The organism is Lutimonas sp. (assembly GCF_051011215.1).
Lineage (GTDB): Bacteria > Bacteroidota > Bacteroidia > Flavobacteriales > Flavobacteriaceae > Lutimonas.
The window spans coordinates 1-16,846 of record NZ_JBPCUJ010000015.1 but is presented as its reverse complement, the minus strand read 5'-3'; the positions used below and the strand labels follow the sequence as shown (position 1 = coordinate 16,846).

Below are 16,846 nucleotides of genomic sequence, written 5' to 3'. Positions count from 1 at the left end.
CCTCTTCCCATCCCGAACAGAGAAGTTAAACCTATCAGCGCTGATGGTACTGCCACTGGTGGGAGAGTAAGTCGTTGCCTTTCTTTTAAACCTCTAACATTTATTTGTTAGAGGTTTTTTTATGCCCAAAATTTACCCAAAATAACTCCCCATACTCCCATCAACACCACCAAACAACAAAGCTCCCATGGCAATACACCTTCGTGAAAACCTTAAATGCGAAACCGGATCAATGTATTGCTGTTTTAGTGTCACAATTTCAGTTTTCAGGAGTCTTTAAATAAAAATCAAACGTATGCATACCAGAATAGTGGGTCTGGTCATTTTTCTTTGTTCAATGGTTTGCTCTTTGAATATGAGCGCTCAGGAGAATGAAGGGGATCTGTCCCTGACAATTGAAAGATTTAAAGAGAATACTATTTATTTGTCTTCTGATGAATTAGGTGGAAGGGGTGCTGGTAGTGAAGGTATAAAACTGGCTGCCTCACATATAGCAAATGAATTTTCAAAAATTGGTCTGGAAACACTTCCTGACGGAACGTATGTCCAGTTATTTGATTATCCGGAGCAAGAAGAACAGGAGTCTAATATCATTGGATTTATTCCGGCACAGGAGCCAACAACAAAATCCTTGATATTTACTGCTCATTATGATGGGTATGGCATTATTAAGAATGTAGATCAGTCCGATTCTATTTATAATGGAGCACGTGATAACGCGATTGGAGTAGCTGCTTTAATGGAATTAGCAAGAATTTATGTTGATCAGAAAGCACCGAAGGTGAATCTTGTTTTTATGGCTACCGCAGGAGAAGAGTTCGGCCTGGTGGGGTCTTCTTATTATTTGGAACATCCCGTGTTTAATGCGGATGATATTGTGATGTGTTTAAATATCGATGGTTTTAATGTGTCGGGGAAAAGGGCTAATTTTTTTGTGATGCCCAGACAAGGGGTAGATTTTGTGGATGATATGGTGTTGGTAGCCCAACGCTGTGGATGGATATACGACCCTCCGGAATGGGTGGATAGTATGAATAAAAATTTTGATACAGCCTCTTTTCTGTCCAGAAACATTCCTGCCATGACCTTATGGATTGGAGATAGGTTGCTGAATGGAGAAATGGCTCCAAAGCTGAATTTTGGAAATATTCATAGTCCAGAGGATGAAATTAATGGGGCCTGGGATTGGAGTGGGGTGCAGGATCATTTAGAGTTGTATAAAAATGCAGCAGATTATTTTATAAATTTAAATTCAAGCGTGCATGTAAATGACCCTGGTTTATTTCAGTAAGGTATTCATTATTGTCTTCTGTTAGCCAGCAATGGTGGGGCTTCTCCATTAAAAGGGTTGCTCCTTCCAATACTTTTCGCTCCCATTCCTGAGGCATTGATGACGGCTCTGCTGCCATAGCGTTTTCGGATATTGTCCATGGCCTGGTATAAGCTGATCACTTTATCGCAATCTTCAAATAGATTGATTTGATGCCCACCCTCAACCAGGTGACTGAAGTTGATACCAATCAATCGAACTAATAAACGACGCTGGTACAGCCTTTTGAAAAGTTCTAGTACAACAGGGAAAATACTATGGTCAGAAGCGCTGTAGGGGATACGCTTTTGCATGGTATACGTTTGAAAATCAGAATACCTGATCTTTACAGATACACAGGCGGTCAATTTGTTACCGTTTCGTAATTGGTAGGTAAGTTCCTGGGCCATAGCTGTTAATATGGTTTTTAGTTTGGATATATCGGTAGTGTCACGATCAAAAGTTCTTTCTGTTGAAATAGATTTGCGCTCCTGGTATTGTATCACTGGTGTGTTGTCAATACCATTGGCTTTCTTCCAGATAGAACCTCCGTTTTTTCCTAAAACTTTCGACATCATTTCAAAAGGCATTTCCTGTACCGTATGAATTTTTCTAATCCCCAGATCACAAAGAGATTTATAAGTTACTTTTCCCACCATTGGGATCTTTCTTACTGATAAGGGTGCTAAAAAAGGTTTTTCATCTCCTTTATCGATTCTGATCTTATTATTTGGTTTGGCTTCACCAGTGGCGATTTTTGCAACTGTTTTATTAATGGACAAACCAAAAGAGATGGGAAGCCCGGTCTCCTTGATCACTTTGTTTCTTAACTCAGAGGCCAGTTTGTAAGAGCCAAAAAACTTTTCCATCCCCGAAAGGTCAATATAAAACTCATCGATAGAGGATTTTTCATACAAAGGAACATTCTCCTTGATAATATCTGTCACCATCGTCGAGTACTTGGAGTAGATGCCTGAATTTCCTCTTAGTATAACAGCCTCCGGACAAAGTTGTTTTGCCATCCGCATAGGCATGGCAGAATGGATACCAAACCTGCGTGCCTCATAACTGCAGGAGGCAACAACACCTCTGTCTGAAGTGCCGCCTATTAGTACAGGCTTGTTGTTTAATTTACTGTCTATCAGTCGTTCACAGGAAACAAAAAAGGTATCTAAATCCATGTGAAGAATATTTCTTTCGTTTAACTGTCTCATGTCTTGATCTGTTTAAGAGGTTCTTCTGCATAGCGGGCATCCTGCATCATATCTAATTTTTTCATACTGTATATCTCTATGCTGATACTGTCAAATTCTTCGGTCACCTTACCGGTAAGTTTATAAACGCCCCTGCCTCTGAAGGGATACTTTTTGGCAACAGGAGGGAAGTGTACTGTGTCGAGATAATCTCCGGCCCTATCTAAAAAAGTACCAAAATACATACGATCACCTTTATGCGTAGACGTGTGCTTGGCTGTTACGTAATAACCATAAGTTACCACGGTTTTATGTATATGATCAGCTAAGTTTTGAGCCATGAGGGAAGGCCCTGATTTATCGGTGGTCAGTTCAAAAGGATCGCATAGCGGAAACCCGAGGTATTCTATTTCATCAAAAGCATCTTCGTATTTGGTGCTGGGTAAGTCTGGTGTTTTATAGCTGATCTTTTCTGTTTTGAACAGTGTAACCACCTGCTCTTCCATACTTACTTTATTGATTTTCATATAAGCTTCCCATAAGAGTTCTCGCTTATTTCTTCCGGTGAATTTAAAGGCATTGATCTTAATAAGTATAGAGATCTGTTCAATTGAAATGGGTACTCTGTCAATGAAATCATCCAGGTCTGTAAAAAAACCATTTTTGTTTCGTTCATATATAATCTTTTTGGCATGGGCTACTTCGAAGGAGTGGAGCAGAATAAACCCCAGGTAGATATTTTTTCCTTCAATGCGGGTTTCATAATTACTTTTGTTGATATCAGGAGCCTGGATAATTCCTCCATGCATCTTGGCTTCATGTAAGTAAAGGTCCACCCTGTAAAAACCTCCAAAATTATTGACAGTGGCCACCATATATTCGAGGGGGAAGTAGGCTTTTAAAAATAAACTCTGATAACTTTCTACGGCATAAGAAGCTGAATGCCCTTTCGCAAAGGCATAGCCAGCAAAGCTTTCAATTTGTCTCCAGATCTCGGCTGTTAATTCAAAAGAGTGTCCTTTTTGTTTACAGTTTTCAAAAAACTGATTCTTAACTTTTGAGAATTCTTCTCTGGACCTGAATTTTCCTGACATGCCTCTTCTCAGCATATCAGCTTCCCCTAAGGTAAGTCCGCCAAAGTAATGAGCTACCTTGATGACATCTTCCTGATATACCATTACTCCATAGGTTTCAGGCATGATCTTTAAAAGAATGGGATGTGCATCTTTTCTTTTTTCCGGATGGCGATACCTTAAGATATATTCCCGCATCATTCCTGATTTGGCTACTCCCGGTCTGATCACTGAGCTGGCTGCTACCAGGCCCAGGTAATTATCTACCTGTAATTTTTTTAATAACATTCTCATGGCAGGGGACTCCACATAAAAACAGCCAATAGCTTTGGCGTTTCTCAATAAGAATTTAATTTTTTTATCTTCTTTAAAACGCTTGATATCATGAATGTCAATAGGGGGGAGCTCAGGCCTGTTGTAACGAACAATCTCTACGGCCTCTTTGATTTTCCCCAACCCTCTTTGGCTTAGAATATCAAATTTATAAAGGCCAATATCTTCAGCAACAACCATGTCAAACATGGTTGTTGAAAACCCTTTTGGAGGAAAAAAAGTAGCGGTATAATGGCTAATCGGTTTTTCAGAAATCAAAATACCACCTGCATGAATTCCCAGGTAATTGGGAAATCCCTCTATAAACTGGCTATAAGCAATTACCAGCTTTGATAAAAAATCCAATTGCTCAATATGGAATTGTCTTTTACTAAGTTTATCAATCTCTTCTTTGGGCAGACCAAAAACTTTACCGAGTTCACGCACCGAAGCTTTAAATTTAAAGGTATTATATACACTGATCAGAGCGGTATTTTTAAAGGTCTTAAAGATAAAGTTTGTAATATCATCCCGGTCTCGCCATGAAAAATCAATATCAAAATCAGGAGGGTTCTTTCTGTAAAGATTAATGAACCGTTCAAAATAAAGATCAAGTTCAATCGGGTCAACATCGGTAATACGCAGGAGATAAGCAATGATACTATTGGCGCCGCTGCCCCTGCCAACGTAGTAATACCCTTTACTTCTGGCATATTTTAAGATCTTCCAGTTGATTAGAAAATAGGAGACAAATTCTTTTTGGCGAATGATTTCCAACTCTTTTTCGAGTCGATTGAAAATGCGCGATCCTAGTTTCTTATAACGATATTTTAATCCCTGGTAAGCGAGTTTTCGCATCAACCTGAAATCTAATTCTTCATTGTTGGTATAGGTTTTTTGATTTTTAGGAATGGTGTTTTCAAAATCGAACTCAATACGGCATTGATTCAAAAGGTTTTTAGTGTTTTTTATAATTGCAGGATGGTCTTTATACAGCTCATATAATTCTTTTAGAGAAAACATCATGTCTTTTTCCAGCCCTTGCTCAGAGAGTGACAGCTTACTCAATAGTGTATTATTGGCAATGGCTCTTAGTAAGCGATGTGTATTAAAGCCTTTTTTATTTTGAAAAGAAACGGTTTGTAAAATCACCAGTTTGTCAAGAGGTAATTTTGTTTTGGAAAACTTTAATCTGGGAAGATCATCGGGTCTGACGCCGAGAAATTCATTTTCTTTTAAAGCTTGTTTTAAACATTTTGAAAAAGGATAAATCACAAAGGTTTCCGGTAGCACAGGAGCTTCTGCATTTACAAAAAACTCTTTTTGATGTAATAAAGTACTGAGGTATTCATTGATATATTGAAAGCCCTGGTTATTCCGGGCCAGTAATATAAATTCCTGCTGTACACTATTTCTAAAATCAACACCCAGAACAGGTTTGATCTTGTACTTGGCTGATAAGCGTACAAAATCTATACAGGCCGTAGTGCTGTTTATATCCGTTAACGCAAAGGTGTTGACGCCTTTGTTTTGAGCTATTTCTAATAACTCTTCGGGCTTTATGGTGCCATATCGCAAGCTGTAATAGGTATGTGTATTCAGGTACATCGAGGTCTTAAAAAGATAATTTTGGAATATGTTACAAATTTAGGTTATATTTGTACCACACCTTGATAAGATATGTACCATTATGAGTTTTATTGCAAATAACATCAAACATTTGAGAGAGCTGAAGCACCACACCCAGGAGTTTTTCGCTAATGAATTGGGTATTAGCAGAGAACGTGTGGCCTCTTATGAACAAGGCAGGTCTTCACCTCCGGTTGAGATCCTGATCGAACTTTCCAATTACTTTAATCTCCCCATAGATATCTTGATCAAAAATGATCTTTCCAAGGCAGAAGATGCTTCTTTTATCCATATTGGAAAGCAGCGTATTTTATTCCCTATCAAGGTGAATGAAAATAATGAAGATATGGTAGAGATCGTTGCCGATGATGCTTCCGCAGGTTATCTAAGGGGGTACTCGGATCCTGAATATATCGAGAGTCTGAATAGCCTGAAATTACCTTTTTTACCTACAGGAAAACACAGGGCTTTCCCCATCAAGGGAGATTCCATGCTTCCTATAAAAAGCGGTTCTTTTATCATTGCCAGGTATCTTGAAGATATACGTCATTTGAACAGTGGAAGTACTTATATAGTACTAACTCATAATGACGGTTTGGTCTACAAAAGAGTCTTTGATAAGGTCGAAGAACACCAATGTTTGCTGATGGTGTCGGACAATAGAAAGTATGATCCTTATTATGTTCCGGTAAATGAGATCCTCGAATTATGGGAATTTACCTGCCATATCAACTTGAGTGAATATGATGAAAGCGAGATCAATACAGAAAGTGTCGCACAAATGCTTACCAATATTGGAGTCCAGCTTGAATCCATCAGGAAGAAAGTAGGGTGATCTTATTCCGAGATCCTCGCAATCAACAATATCAATAATTCATTGCGGCATTACCTCATTATTTCATTTCTTTGTAGAACCTATGAAAATTAGATTCTCAATAGTATTTTTCATTCTTTTCCAGACAATCTCAGCGCAAGTAGGGGGAGAGCGAATCTATAATTTTTTGAACATTCCTACTTCGGCACCCCAAGCGGCCTTGGGAGGGGAGACACTCACTATTAATGACGATGTGAATCAGCCTTTATGGAATCCTTCTACCATCAGTAAGTTTATGGATAATCAGGTTTCTGTGAATTATGTAAACTATTTAACAGATGTGAATATGGGATCGGCGACTTATGCCCATACGATCAATAGACGGTTTGGAACCCTTCACACGGGTGTGCAATACATCAATTACGGAGAATTTATAGGGGCTGATGAAGAAGGCGTAGAAACGGGTAATTTTGGAGCGAGAGATCTTGCAATATCCGTGGGCTATGCCTATAACTTTCCAAGATCAGATTTTTATGCAGGGGCCAATTTAAAATACCTTAGTTCCAAAATTGAGAATTTTACTTCCTCCGGTGCAGCGATGGATTTGGGATTGTATTACTATTCAGATTTAAGACCCTATTCTTTTACAGCAGTTATCAGAAACCTGGGTTATCAGTTTTCACCTTATGATGAACAACGAGAAGAAATTGCTTATGATATAGCGGTGGGAGCCTCCTATCAGTTATCAGATGTTCCCTTGAAGTGGCATTTTACGATCAACAGCCTGCAGCAATGGAATATAGCGGTTTCCAACCCTTCAAATGATGAAACGGATCTGGAAGGGAACACGAGTTCTGAAGACATCAATTTCTTTCAAAATGCCATTAGACATTTTGTAATTGGAGCGGAGTTTTTTCCGGAAAAGAAGTTTAATTTAAGGTTGGGATATAATTTTAGAAGGGCAGCAGAATTAAACCTGACGGAAACCAGAACCTTTGCCGGAGTCTCGGCCGGGTTCGGATTACAAATGGGAAGACTGCATTTAGATTATGCCTTTACAAAATACCATCCTGTGGATAATTCCAGTACCTTTACCTTGTATATTGACTTAACTCGAAAAGGATTTTAACATGACTGAGCCTAATAAAATCATCATTGCGATTGATGGGTATTCATCAACCGGAAAAAGCACTCTGGCTAAACATCTGGCAAAAGAAATTGGCTATGTATATGTGGATACAGGTGCCATGTATCGCGCTGTGGCTTATCATGCGATGAATCAAGGTTTTATCAAGGACAATGCGTTAAACAAGCAAGCGCTAATTTCCGATTTGAGCAATATCAATTTGCGATTTGAATATAATACAGCATTGGGCTATGCTGAAATATTTCTAAACGATGAAAATGTGGAAGGTTTTATCAGGTCTATTGAAGTATCCAATAAGGTAAGTCAGGTGGCCAGCATTTCTGAAGTTCGTGAAAAACTGGTGGAACAACAGCAGAAAATGTCATTGAATAAGGGAATTGTGATGGATGGTCGAGATATCGGAACGGTGGTTTTTCCGGATGCAGAACTAAAACTTTTTATGACGGCCAGTGCAGAAAAACGAGCTCATCGAAGGTTTAAGGAAATGACGGATAATGGAGTTGATATCAGCTATGAATCAGTGTTGGAAAATGTAACTTCAAGAGATCACCTCGATACAACAAGAGCAGATTCTCCTCTGGTAAAAGCCGGTGATGCTATAGAAATAGATAATAGCGATATGACTGTGGACCAGACCTATGCTGAAGCAATGAAATATGTGAATAAAAAAATAGGAGAGGTATAAACCTGCCCAAACCGGTGTTAGGGGATATTCAGGTACTTATGCGTTTGCAGAGAGATCTTCCATTGAGGATGCTCCATAACATAGTCCACGATTTGTGGCGTCATTTTATCTCTGTTACTCCATTCTGGTTGCAGGTATAATTCACAGTCTTTGCCAACTTTTGCCGCCTGTTCTTCAGCAAATTTAAAATCATGTTTATTATAGACGATTACTTTTAGTTCATTCGCTGCCTCATATACTTCTGGCAAGGGTAATTTATTTTTCTTCGGGGACAGACAGATCCAGTCGTACTGACCAGAAAGAGAATAAGCACCGGATGTTTCTATATGAACCCTAAGATTCACTTTGCTCAATTCCTGAGTGATATAATCCATATTCCACATCAGTGGTTCTCCTCCGGTAATCACCACCGTATTGGCATACTGTTTCGCCTTTTCAATAATTTGATCTGTGAGCGTTGGCGGATGCAATTCTGCATTCCAGCTCTCCTTGACATCACACCAGTGACAGCCAACATCACATCCTCCCACTCTGATAAAATAGGCAGCTTTCCCTGTGTGATAGCCTTCTCCTTGAATCGTGTAAAACTCCTCCATTAAAGGAAGCATTTCACCTTTGTCGATCAATATTTCGGTTTCTTTTAACATGGCGCAAAGATACTCAGGATATTCTGAATGGCAGTCATATTTTTTAAAGCTATTTTATCTTTTAAAAGCTTTAGAAAAGGCCTTTTTCTCAGCTTAAAAACCGTTGGATTAGATTTTTAATATTTACAGATAATGGTTAATTTTATCAAAAATCAAATCTATGTCTAAAAAGAATGAGTTTGTTGAGCTGATAGCTGAGGGTTATTCCTCAAAAGGAGAATCGATTACTCTTGGAGCTGCCATGCTGGGTGATGAAACCTTAACCGGTTCGTTGGTGAATATACCCTTGAAAACAATTAACAGACACGGGCTCATATCCGGTGCAACAGGAACTGGAAAGACAAAAACCTTGCAGGTTTTTGCAGAAAATCTTTCAGAAAAAGGAATTCCCGTTTTGTTAATGGACCTGAAAGGAGATCTTAGTGGCTTGGCCAAGCCAAGTCCTGGACATCCTAAAATTGACGAAAGGCATGAAAAAATAGGGATACCTTTTAACGCGAATGATTTTCCAGTTGAAATCCTGACCATCTCAGAACAAGATGGGACCCGATTAAGAGCAACCGTTTCAGAGTTCGGACCGGTATTGTTATCGAGAATTCTCGGTTTGTCAGAAGTACAAGAAGGTATTTTGGCTATACTATTTCAATATTGTGATGACAAGGATTTAGGATTGCTGGACTTGAAAGACCTTAAAAAAGTGCTGCAGTTTGCCACCCAGGAAGGTAAGTCTGAGATTGAATCCACCTATGGTAGAATATCTACGGCATCCACAGGTTCCATCCTGAGGAAAATTGTGGCCCTTGAGCAACAGGGAGCAGATCTGTTTTTTGGAGAACGTTCTTTTGATGTGAAGGATCTGTGCCGACTTTCAGATGATGGTCGTGGGATGATTTCGGTATTGAGGTTGACAGATATTCAGGACAAACCTCAGATGTTCAGTACTTTTATGCTGCAGCTTCTGGCTGAGATATATGGTTCTTTTCCTGAATTAGGAGATAGTGACAGACCGGAATTGGTACTGTTTATTGACGAGGCGCATGTTGTTTTTGAAAATGCTTCCAAGTCTTTATTAGATCAATTGGAGAGTATTGTGAAATTGATACGATCAAAAGGTATTGGTGTATATTTTGTAACACAAAACCCAAAAGATATTCCTTCGGATGTGCTGTCGCAACTGGGATTGAAAATTCAGCATGCGTTGCGCGCTTTTACGGCTAAAGACAGAAAGGCTATTAAATTGGCTGCTGAAAATTATCCAGATTCGGAATATTACGAAACCTCAAAAGTTTTGACCGAATTGGGAATTGGTGAAGCCCTGGTTTCGGCATTAAATGAAAAAGGTGTTCCTACGCCACTGGTAAAGACAATGTTACGAGCGCCGATGAGTAGAATGGATATTTTATCCTCAAAGGAGCTGAAAGAGCAAATAGCTTCGTCTGAAATTGCCTCCAGGTACAACGAGCATATTGATAGTGAAAGTGCCTATGAGTTATTAAATGAAAAAATTAAGACTGCTAAAAAGGAAGTCGAAGAAGAAAAGAAGGCTGTGACCAAATCTAAAAAGTCTGGTAGAACAACCATCAACCCAATTATTAAAGTGGTGACAAGTGCTACTTTTATAAGAGGTGTTTTTGGGATTTTGAATAAAGCTTTTAAGAAGTAGAGTTAATGAAATTTAAATTTGCATGATTTGAATTGTGTCTATATATTGTGCCATGTCAAAAAATTAAAAAACTAAAAATGAATAAAATTGTTGGACTGATTTTACTGTCAATTCTCTTGGTACAATGTGGTCAGGATAAGGATACTATGATTCTTAAGAATCAATTGGGAGAAATTACAAAGAATACGAGTCTTGAAGACTTGGATAAGATATTTAAGAACGATTCGATCGAAAAGTATCCTGTTAAATCTGACATAAAAAGAGAGTATAGAGTGTTTGAGGCTGATGGCAAACCCGCATTGATTTTTTTGACCGAGGTTGAAAATGATTCTGTGAAGGGGTTGAAGCTGGTAAAGATCTATAGTGACAAGTATATGACAGAAAAAGGCATCTCAACAAAATCCGTGTATAAAGATGTAGCCGATACCTATTCAATCGATGAAATCGAAACTTCTTTTACGGCGGCGATCCTGTTTGTAAATGAATTGAATGCTACGATCTTATTAAATAAAAGTGATTTGAATCTTGATGAATTTGACATGCGTGAAATACGTGCCGACCAGATTCCTGATAAGGCCAAGATCAATTATATATCGCTTTGGTTTGAATAGTAGAGCGATAGGGATTTAAAAAATATGGATCATGAAAACTGAACGGTCAAAGGTAAAGAGAATACCGAAAAGGGGTTTTTATGATAAGGAAACCGTTTATAGAATTCTGGATGCAGATTTTATCTGTCAAATCGGTTTTGTTCACAATGAGCATCCAATTGTCATTCCGACTATCTATGGAAGAAGTGGGGATTTACTCTATTTCCACGGTGCCAGTGTAAGTCGAATGCTTCAAACACTTGAAACTGGAGTTCCTGTGTCGATCAATGTAACCAGAACCAATGCCCTTGTATTGGCTAGATCTGCCTTTCATCATTCATTAAATTATGAATCCGTGACACTTTTTGGAACGGCAACCTTAGTGTCGGATGAAGAGGAGCGAATGAAGGCGCTTCATATTATTTCTGATCAGATTATCAAAGACCGGTGGGAAGAAGTACGAAAACCAAATGATAAGGAACTCAACGTAACAAAAGTATTAAAGCTGAAGATCCAAGAGGGTTCCGCAAAAATTCGTGAAGAAGGAGTCGGTGATGATAAAAAGGATTATGATCTTGACATTTGGGCAGGAATTGTTCCAATTGAAAGAACCTATGGAGCAGCGATTCCTGATCCCTTGCTTAAGCATCCTACTGAGTTGCCAAAAAGCGTTTTAAACATTGAGAATGAAAAACTATAAGATTCAAAAGCAGCCTTTTATTGTACCAACTGATGATGGCAAATTAATTGAAGAGCATTTTGGACATGCCTCTGTAAAAGCAGATATAAGTCTGGCACATATGGTGGCCCCTCCAGGTTGGTCAGAACCATTTCAAACACCTGACTTTGATGAATATACGTATATCATTAGCGGAAAGAAAAAATTTATCATTGATAATGAAGAAGTTGTCTTGTCAGCTGGAGAATCCATTAAGATTCTGAAAGGAACAAGAGTGCAATATTCAAATCCATTTGATACTGCCTGTGAATATATTGCCATCTGTAATCCACCTTTTCACTTAGATCTGGCCAACAGGGAAGAAGAGTGATTATTTAATGAATTTCTGTTTGTCGGTGCGATTGGTTTTTTATTAAAAAATCGCTATTTTAGTAGGTGACTTATTCAATTGCACTAACTAAAACTTACTCCTCCGATGAAAAATTTTCAAACTTTTTTAGTACTTGTATTCCTATGCATAAATGCTTCCCTCTTCGCCCAAGAAAAAGAATCCTCTAATTTGATTCTAATTACCAATGTAAAGGTATGGGATGGGCTAAGCGATAAATTAATTGAAGCGGATGTTTTGATAGAGAATAACCTAATCAAAGAAGTGAATAAAGGTATAAAGCATTCTGAAGAAATTTTACTAATAGATGGAAAAGGAGGGACCTTGATGCCCGGTCTTATAGAAGGTCACGGTCATTTATATATGAATGGAAATTCTTTACCCGATATTGAAAATAACAGAAGTTATGATGAATTGGCAGTTAGAGGTGTGGCGAGAGCAAAGTCAGCGTTGATGTCCGGTTTTACAACCTGGAGAGATGCTGGTGGAATGGGAGCTGGTTTGAAAAAATCCATCGATGCAGGAGTTGTAGATGGCCCAAGGATATATCCTTCAGGAGCTTTTATTGGTCCAACAGGATCTCATGCTGATTTTAGAAATTTCACGACTCCAAATGAGACAGTTTATGGGGCTCATTCTTCAGGAGGAAGAAATAATATGACCTTTACAGCCGATGGAGTTGATATGATCAAAACCGGAGCCAGACAGAATTTTATGCAAGGCGCTACTCAGATAAAAATAATGTCGAGTGGAGGGGTGGCTTCTTCCTTTGATCCATGGCAATTGGATGCCTATTCAGCGGAAGAAATCAGAGCGGCCGTTGAGGTGGCAGACGCATATGGTTCTTATGTTATGTCACATGCCTATAGCAAAAAATCTATGATGCGTTGTTTGGAGAATGGTGTGAAAACTTTAGAGCATGCCTTTATGTTTGATGAAGATGTTGCGAAACTTATGAAGGAAAAGGGCGCTTTTATGACCACAAACATGACTGCTTTTTCTCCTTATTTAGGAGAAATAGAGGCAATTAGTTCTAATCCGGCTTCGGCCCGAAAGGCAGAAACGGCTCAAAAGGCATTCGGGAACTATATTAAAAATGTCAATGAATTGCAGCCTGATTTGGGATTTCAATGTGATTGTGTTGGAGATGTGCCAACATGTGAAAAGCAGTCTGATCATTCCATCTATCTAAGCGGCGAATTTTTAGGTAATTTATTTACCTTGAAATCCTTGACTTCTGTCAATGGAAAAATGGTCAAGCTATGCGGTGAAACACTGGATCCATATTTTCAAGGTTCATTGGGAGTAATTGAAGTTGGTGGGTATGCAGATTTACTCATCGTTGATGGCAATCCTTTAGAAGATTTGAGCCTCATTGGTGCGAATGAAAAATGGTTCGATGCTGCACCAAGAACAGAAATTAAACCCATGAAGTTAATCATGAAGGATGGGAAAATTTATAAGAATACGTTATAATTAAGCATCCCTGTTTTCACAGGCGATCAATGTATTTTTTAACAACATAGCGATTGTCATCGGACCAACCCCTCCCGGAACAGGAGTGATAAATGCCGCTTTCTTACTTACAGATTCAAAATCAACATCCCCGGCCAATCTATATCCTCGTTTTTTTGAGGCATCACTAACTCGTGTGATCCCGACATCGATAATTGTCGATCCTTCCTTGACCATATCACCTGTCAGAAATTCTGCAATTCCTAAAGCTGCAACAACGATATCAGCTTCTCTTGTAATGGATGCAAGGTCTTTGGTTCGGCTATGGGCTATGGTAACAGTTGCATTCCCAACAGTTCTTTTTTGACTGAGTAAAATACTCATAGGTCTCCCCACGATATGACTTCGACCAATGACCACCACATTTTTTCCTGAGGTCTCTACCTTGTATCGCTCGAGCAATTCAAGTATACCATACGGTGTGGCTGGCAAAAAGGAAGGTAGATCAAGGGTCATTTTACCCACATTAACAGGATGGAAACCATCGACATCCTTGTCAGGATCCACAGCCATCAAAACCTTTTGTTCATCAATTTGCTTTGGTAAAGGTAATTGCACAATAAAGCCATCAATATCCTGGTCTTTGTTTAAATCTTCAATCTCGTGGAGCAATTGCTCTTCAGTTGTATCTTCAGGAAGGTCTATAAGAGTGGAGTTAAATCCAACTTTCTGACATGACTTTACCTTACTGTTGACATAGGTCATGCTGGCGCCGTCAGTCCCAACAATAATTGCTGCTAAATGTGGTGTTTTTAATCCGGCATCTTTACGCTTTTTTACAGCGACAGCAATCTCATCTTTTAAATTATCAGAAGTTTTTTTACCGTCCAGAATGATCATGTCGAATGATTTTTAGTTTTTAATAGTATGGAATTGATTGAAAGAAATTGCTACTGCATTCCTTTCATCATTTGCATCATTTTTTTACCGCCGCCGCCTTGCATCATTTTCATCATTTTGCTCATTTGATTGAATTGTTTCATCAGTTGATTCACCTCTTGAACATTAGTTCCAGAGCCTTTTGCAATTCTTTTCTTCCTACTGGCGTTTATCATGGATGGGGTGCTTCTTTCGGCCGGTGTCATAGAATGAATAATGGCTTCAATCCCTTTAAAGGCATCGTCATCAATATCCACATCCTTCATCATTTTTCCGGCTCCGGGTATCATTCCGACAAGATCCTTCATGTTCCCCATTTTCTTAATCTGTTGGATCTGCTTTAAGAAATCATCAAAACCAAATTGATTTTTAGCAATTTTCTTTTGAATTTTTCTTGCTTCTTCTTCATCGTATTGCTCCTGAGCACGTTCCACCAAAGAAACAACATCTCCCATACCAAGAATTCTCTCGGCCATACGATCAGGGTGAAAGACATCAATGGCTTCCATTTTTTCCCCGGTTCCTATAAACTTGATAGGCTTGTCGACCACCGATTTGATAGACAAAGCAGCTCCACCTCTGGTGTCACCATCTAATTTGGTAAGAATAACACCATCAAAATTTAGAACATCATTAAAGGATTTTGCCGTATTCACAGCATCCTGCCCCGTCATAGAATCAACAACAAACAGTGTTTCCTGAGGTTCAATGGCCTTGTGGATGTTTGAAATTTCCGTCATCATTTCTTCATCTACCGCCAAACGACCTGCGGTATCAATAATAACGACGTTCTTTCCATTGGCTTTGGCGTGCTTTACAGCGTTTTCAGCAATTTGAACAGGGTTCATATTGCCTTCTTCGGCATAAACTTCAACACCTACCTGGTCTCCAACAACTTTAAGCTGATTGATGGCAGCAGGTCGGTAAACGTCACAACCTACCAATAAAACATTTTTGGTTTTTTTATTTTTTAAATAATTGGCTAATTTCCCGGAGAAGGTCGTTTTACCTGACCCCTGTAAACCAGACATTAAAATAACAGTTGGCGCACCTTTTAAATTCAGTCCAACTGTGTCACCACCCATAAGTTCAGTCAATTCATCTTTGACAATTTTCACCATTAACTGACCAGGATTCAGGGTTGTTAATACATCCTGACCCAAGGCTTTTTCCTTGACAGTATTGGTAAAGGTTTTGGCAATTTTAAAGTTGACATCGGCATCTAATAAAGCTCTCCTGACCTCTTTTAAAGTCTCAGCAACATTGATCTCCGTTATACTTCCATGACCTTTCAGTACATGAAATGCCTTATCTAATTTATCACTTAAATTATTGAACATATTTTCTTATCAGATTATATACGATAGTGTTGTTTACAGCTGGCAAAGATATGAAAATACTCTCAAGATTTTAAGAAGAAAAGAGTGTATAATTTCTTACTGTTCTGATTTTTCAAATCGAATGGAAGTAGTATTTACACAGTAACGTTTTCCTGTGGTGTCTTTTGGTCCATCATCAAAGATATGACCTAAATGACCATCACAGTTTGTGCAAATAATCTCAGTTCTGACCATACCATGAGACCTGTCTGATACATAGGCAACTGATCCTTCGATCGCATCGTCAAATGAAGGCCAGCCACAATGTGATTCATATTTGCTGCCTGATTCAAAAAGCTGGGCATCACAAGCCGCACAATGGTAGGTTCCTTTTTCAAAATGTTTTGTATAGCCTCCGTTTCCAGGGCGGTCAGTTCCTTTTTCTCTCAGTACATAATACTGCTCAGGACTCAGGACCTGTTTCCATTCTTCTTCTGTTTTTTTTCCGTTTTTCTCCATGTCTGAATTTTCTTGAGCCATTATTGCTGTGCTCAGCAATAAAAGGCAGAATAGTGCTAAATTTTTCATTCTATAAAATCAATAATACGACCGATCACAAACTGATCTTTAAATATTTTGTGATGGCCGAGTCCGTTTGTAATTAATAATTCTCCATTTCTTAAATTTTGACGTATGGAAATGGCACTACTTACATGTACATATTTATCTTCACTGTCGTGAATGACAAAAGTAGGTATATCAATTTTTAAGGCTTTGTGTTCAGAAGTAAGACTATCTAAATCCTGGTGGAAACGTTGCTCAAACAGGCGTCGCATTTTTGTTGAAATAATCGGTTTTAACTCAATTTTTTCAACGGTATAGTCGAAGATTTTAGGAATCGAATTATCGGCGCCAATAGCTACGAGCTTATCCACTTTTAAGCCATCAGCAACCGCATTAATGAGAGACATTGCTCCAAATGAATGACCGATCGCGGCGTCAAA

At 38.7% G+C, this 16,846-nt stretch carries 16 protein-coding genes, 1 rRNA gene and 1 pseudogene; 10 read left to right on the top strand and 8 right to left on the bottom strand.

Going from position 1 to position 16,846, the window contains the following annotated elements:
- A 5S ribosomal RNA gene (gene rrf, locus ACR2MV_RS01915) occupies positions 1-83 on the top strand; the annotation flags it as partial.
- Positions 84-132: 49 nt separating this feature from the next.
- On the opposite strand, the gene ACR2MV_RS01910 is transcribed toward rrf, so the two are convergent.
- Entirely contained in the window at positions 133-255 is a 123-nt protein-coding gene (locus ACR2MV_RS01910; protein WP_434020196.1) for a hypothetical protein, read from the bottom strand.
- 40 nt (positions 256-295) lie between these two features.
- On the opposite strand from ACR2MV_RS01910, the gene ACR2MV_RS01905 reads away from it, so the two are divergent.
- A complete protein-coding gene (locus tag ACR2MV_RS01905; RefSeq protein WP_434020195.1) occupies positions 296-1,291 on the top strand; it encodes a M28 family peptidase in 996 nt (331 codons plus the stop codon).
- An 8-nt stretch (positions 1,292-1,299) separates the two neighbouring features.
- On the opposite strand, the gene dinB is transcribed toward ACR2MV_RS01905, so the two are convergent.
- Both dinB and ACR2MV_RS01895 read right to left on the bottom strand, forming a co-directional pair.
- Positions 1,300-2,523: a DNA polymerase IV gene (gene dinB / locus ACR2MV_RS01900; protein WP_434020194.1), complete on the bottom strand. Its 1,224-nt coding sequence runs from the start codon at positions 2,521-2,523 to the stop codon at positions 1,300-1,302.
- On the bottom strand, positions 2,520-5,495 hold the full coding sequence (locus ACR2MV_RS01895; protein WP_434020193.1) for a DNA polymerase III subunit alpha: 2,976 nt from the start codon (positions 5,493-5,495) through the stop codon (positions 2,520-2,522). The genes dinB and ACR2MV_RS01895 overlap by 4 nt, the downstream gene beginning before the upstream one ends.
- A gap of 82 nt (positions 5,496-5,577) precedes the next feature.
- Between ACR2MV_RS01895 and ACR2MV_RS01890 the strand changes: the two genes are divergently transcribed.
- From ACR2MV_RS01890 to cmk, 3 genes are all read left to right on the top strand, one after another.
- Positions 5,578-6,351: an XRE family transcriptional regulator gene (locus ACR2MV_RS01890; RefSeq protein ID WP_434020192.1), complete on the top strand. Its 774-nt coding sequence runs from the start codon at positions 5,578-5,580 to the stop codon at positions 6,349-6,351.
- Between the two features lie 82 nt (positions 6,352-6,433).
- Entirely contained in the window at positions 6,434-7,459 is a 1,026-nt protein-coding gene (porQ, locus tag ACR2MV_RS01885; protein ID WP_434020190.1) for a type IX secretion system protein PorQ, read from the top strand.
- Between the two features lies 1 nt (position 7,460).
- Entirely contained in the window at positions 7,461-8,162 is a 702-nt protein-coding gene (gene cmk, locus ACR2MV_RS01880) for a (d)CMP kinase (RefSeq protein WP_434020189.1), read from the top strand.
- A 17-nt stretch (positions 8,163-8,179) separates the two neighbouring features.
- Here the strand turns inward: cmk and ACR2MV_RS01875 are convergent, their stop codons facing one another.
- Complete coding sequence (locus ACR2MV_RS01875) at positions 8,180-8,809, bottom strand: 7-carboxy-7-deazaguanine synthase QueE (protein WP_434020187.1); 630 nt, start codon at positions 8,807-8,809, stop codon at positions 8,180-8,182.
- A gap of 160 nt (positions 8,810-8,969) precedes the next feature.
- Between ACR2MV_RS01875 and ACR2MV_RS01870 the strand changes: the two genes are divergently transcribed.
- From ACR2MV_RS01870 to ACR2MV_RS01850, 5 genes are all read left to right on the top strand, one after another.
- The gene (locus tag ACR2MV_RS01870) at positions 8,970-10,472 is read left to right on the top strand and encodes a helicase HerA-like domain-containing protein (protein WP_434020186.1); all 1,503 of its coding nucleotides are present in this window, start codon (positions 8,970-8,972) and stop codon (positions 10,470-10,472) included.
- A gap of 77 nt (positions 10,473-10,549) precedes the next feature.
- On the top strand, positions 10,550-11,083 hold the full coding sequence (locus ACR2MV_RS01865) for a hypothetical protein (RefSeq protein WP_434020185.1): 534 nt from the start codon (positions 10,550-10,552) through the stop codon (positions 11,081-11,083).
- A gap of 31 nt (positions 11,084-11,114) precedes the next feature.
- Positions 11,115-11,762, top strand: coding sequence for a pyridoxamine 5'-phosphate oxidase family protein (locus ACR2MV_RS01860; protein WP_434020184.1), 648 nt, complete (start codon positions 11,115-11,117; stop codon positions 11,760-11,762).
- Positions 11,749-12,111 (top strand): cupin domain-containing protein, encoded by a 363-nt coding sequence (locus ACR2MV_RS01855; protein WP_434020183.1) that lies wholly within the window; start codon positions 11,749-11,751, stop codon positions 12,109-12,111. Before ACR2MV_RS01860 ends, ACR2MV_RS01855 begins: the two co-directional genes overlap by 14 nt.
- 105 nt (positions 12,112-12,216) lie before the next feature.
- Positions 12,217-13,605, top strand: coding sequence for an amidohydrolase family protein (locus tag ACR2MV_RS01850; protein ID WP_434020182.1), 1,389 nt, complete (start codon positions 12,217-12,219; stop codon positions 13,603-13,605).
- Here ACR2MV_RS01850 and folD read toward each other — a convergent pair whose 3' ends face one another.
- The 4 genes and pseudogenes from folD to ACR2MV_RS01830 all read right to left on the bottom strand — a co-directional run.
- On the bottom strand, positions 13,606-14,484 hold the full coding sequence (folD, locus tag ACR2MV_RS01845; RefSeq protein WP_434020181.1) for a bifunctional methylenetetrahydrofolate dehydrogenase/methenyltetrahydrofolate cyclohydrolase FolD: 879 nt from the start codon (positions 14,482-14,484) through the stop codon (positions 13,606-13,608).
- Positions 14,485-14,534: 50 nt separating this feature from the next.
- A complete protein-coding gene (gene ffh / locus ACR2MV_RS01840; protein WP_434020179.1) occupies positions 14,535-15,863 on the bottom strand; it encodes a signal recognition particle protein in 1,329 nt (442 codons plus the stop codon).
- A gap of 96 nt (positions 15,864-15,959) precedes the next feature.
- A complete protein-coding gene (msrB, locus tag ACR2MV_RS01835; RefSeq protein WP_434020178.1) occupies positions 15,960-16,430 on the bottom strand; it encodes a peptide-methionine (R)-S-oxide reductase MsrB in 471 nt (156 codons plus the stop codon).
- Positions 16,427-16,846, bottom strand: a pseudogene (locus ACR2MV_RS01830) (alpha/beta hydrolase); the annotation flags it as partial. The pseudogene ACR2MV_RS01830 and the gene msrB, both read right to left, overlap by 4 nt.

Excerpts from the sequence above, each read along its gene's own strand:
- cmk (WP_434020189.1), top strand. The coding sequence starts at position 7,461 with ATGACTGAGCCTAATAAAATCATCATTGCGATTGATGGGTATTCATCA.
- ACR2MV_RS01860 (WP_434020184.1), top strand. The coding sequence starts at position 11,115 with ATGAAAACTGAACGGTCAAAGGTAAAGAGAATACCGAAAAGGGGTTTT.
- ACR2MV_RS01905 (WP_434020195.1), top strand. The coding sequence starts at position 296 with ATGCATACCAGAATAGTGGGTCTGGTCATTTTTCTTTGTTCAATGGTT.
- ACR2MV_RS01855 (WP_434020183.1), top strand. The coding sequence starts at position 11,749 with ATGAAAAACTATAAGATTCAAAAGCAGCCTTTTATTGTACCAACTGAT.
- msrB (WP_434020178.1), bottom strand. The coding sequence starts at position 16,430 with ATGAAAAATTTAGCACTATTCTGCCTTTTATTGCTGAGCACAGCAATA.
- ACR2MV_RS01850 (WP_434020182.1), top strand. The coding sequence starts at position 12,217 with ATGAAAAATTTTCAAACTTTTTTAGTACTTGTATTCCTATGCATAAAT.
- dinB (WP_434020194.1), bottom strand. The coding sequence starts at position 2,523 with ATGAGACAGTTAAACGAAAGAAATATTCTTCACATGGATTTAGATACC.
- ACR2MV_RS01870 (WP_434020186.1), top strand. The coding sequence starts at position 8,970 with ATGTCTAAAAAGAATGAGTTTGTTGAGCTGATAGCTGAGGGTTATTCC.
- ffh (WP_434020179.1), bottom strand. The coding sequence starts at position 15,863 with ATGTTCAATAATTTAAGTGATAAATTAGATAAGGCATTTCATGTACTG.
- ACR2MV_RS01895 (WP_434020193.1), bottom strand. The coding sequence starts at position 5,495 with ATGTACCTGAATACACATACCTATTACAGCTTGCGATATGGCACCATA.
- porQ (WP_434020190.1), top strand. The coding sequence starts at position 6,434 with ATGAAAATTAGATTCTCAATAGTATTTTTCATTCTTTTCCAGACAATC.
- folD (WP_434020181.1), bottom strand. The coding sequence starts at position 14,484 with ATGATCATTCTGGACGGTAAAAAAACTTCTGATAATTTAAAAGATGAG.
- ACR2MV_RS01875 (WP_434020187.1), bottom strand. The coding sequence starts at position 8,809 with ATGTTAAAAGAAACCGAAATATTGATCGACAAAGGTGAAATGCTTCCT.
- ACR2MV_RS01865 (WP_434020185.1), top strand. The coding sequence starts at position 10,550 with ATGAATAAAATTGTTGGACTGATTTTACTGTCAATTCTCTTGGTACAA.
- ACR2MV_RS01890 (WP_434020192.1), top strand. The coding sequence starts at position 5,578 with ATGAGTTTTATTGCAAATAACATCAAACATTTGAGAGAGCTGAAGCAC.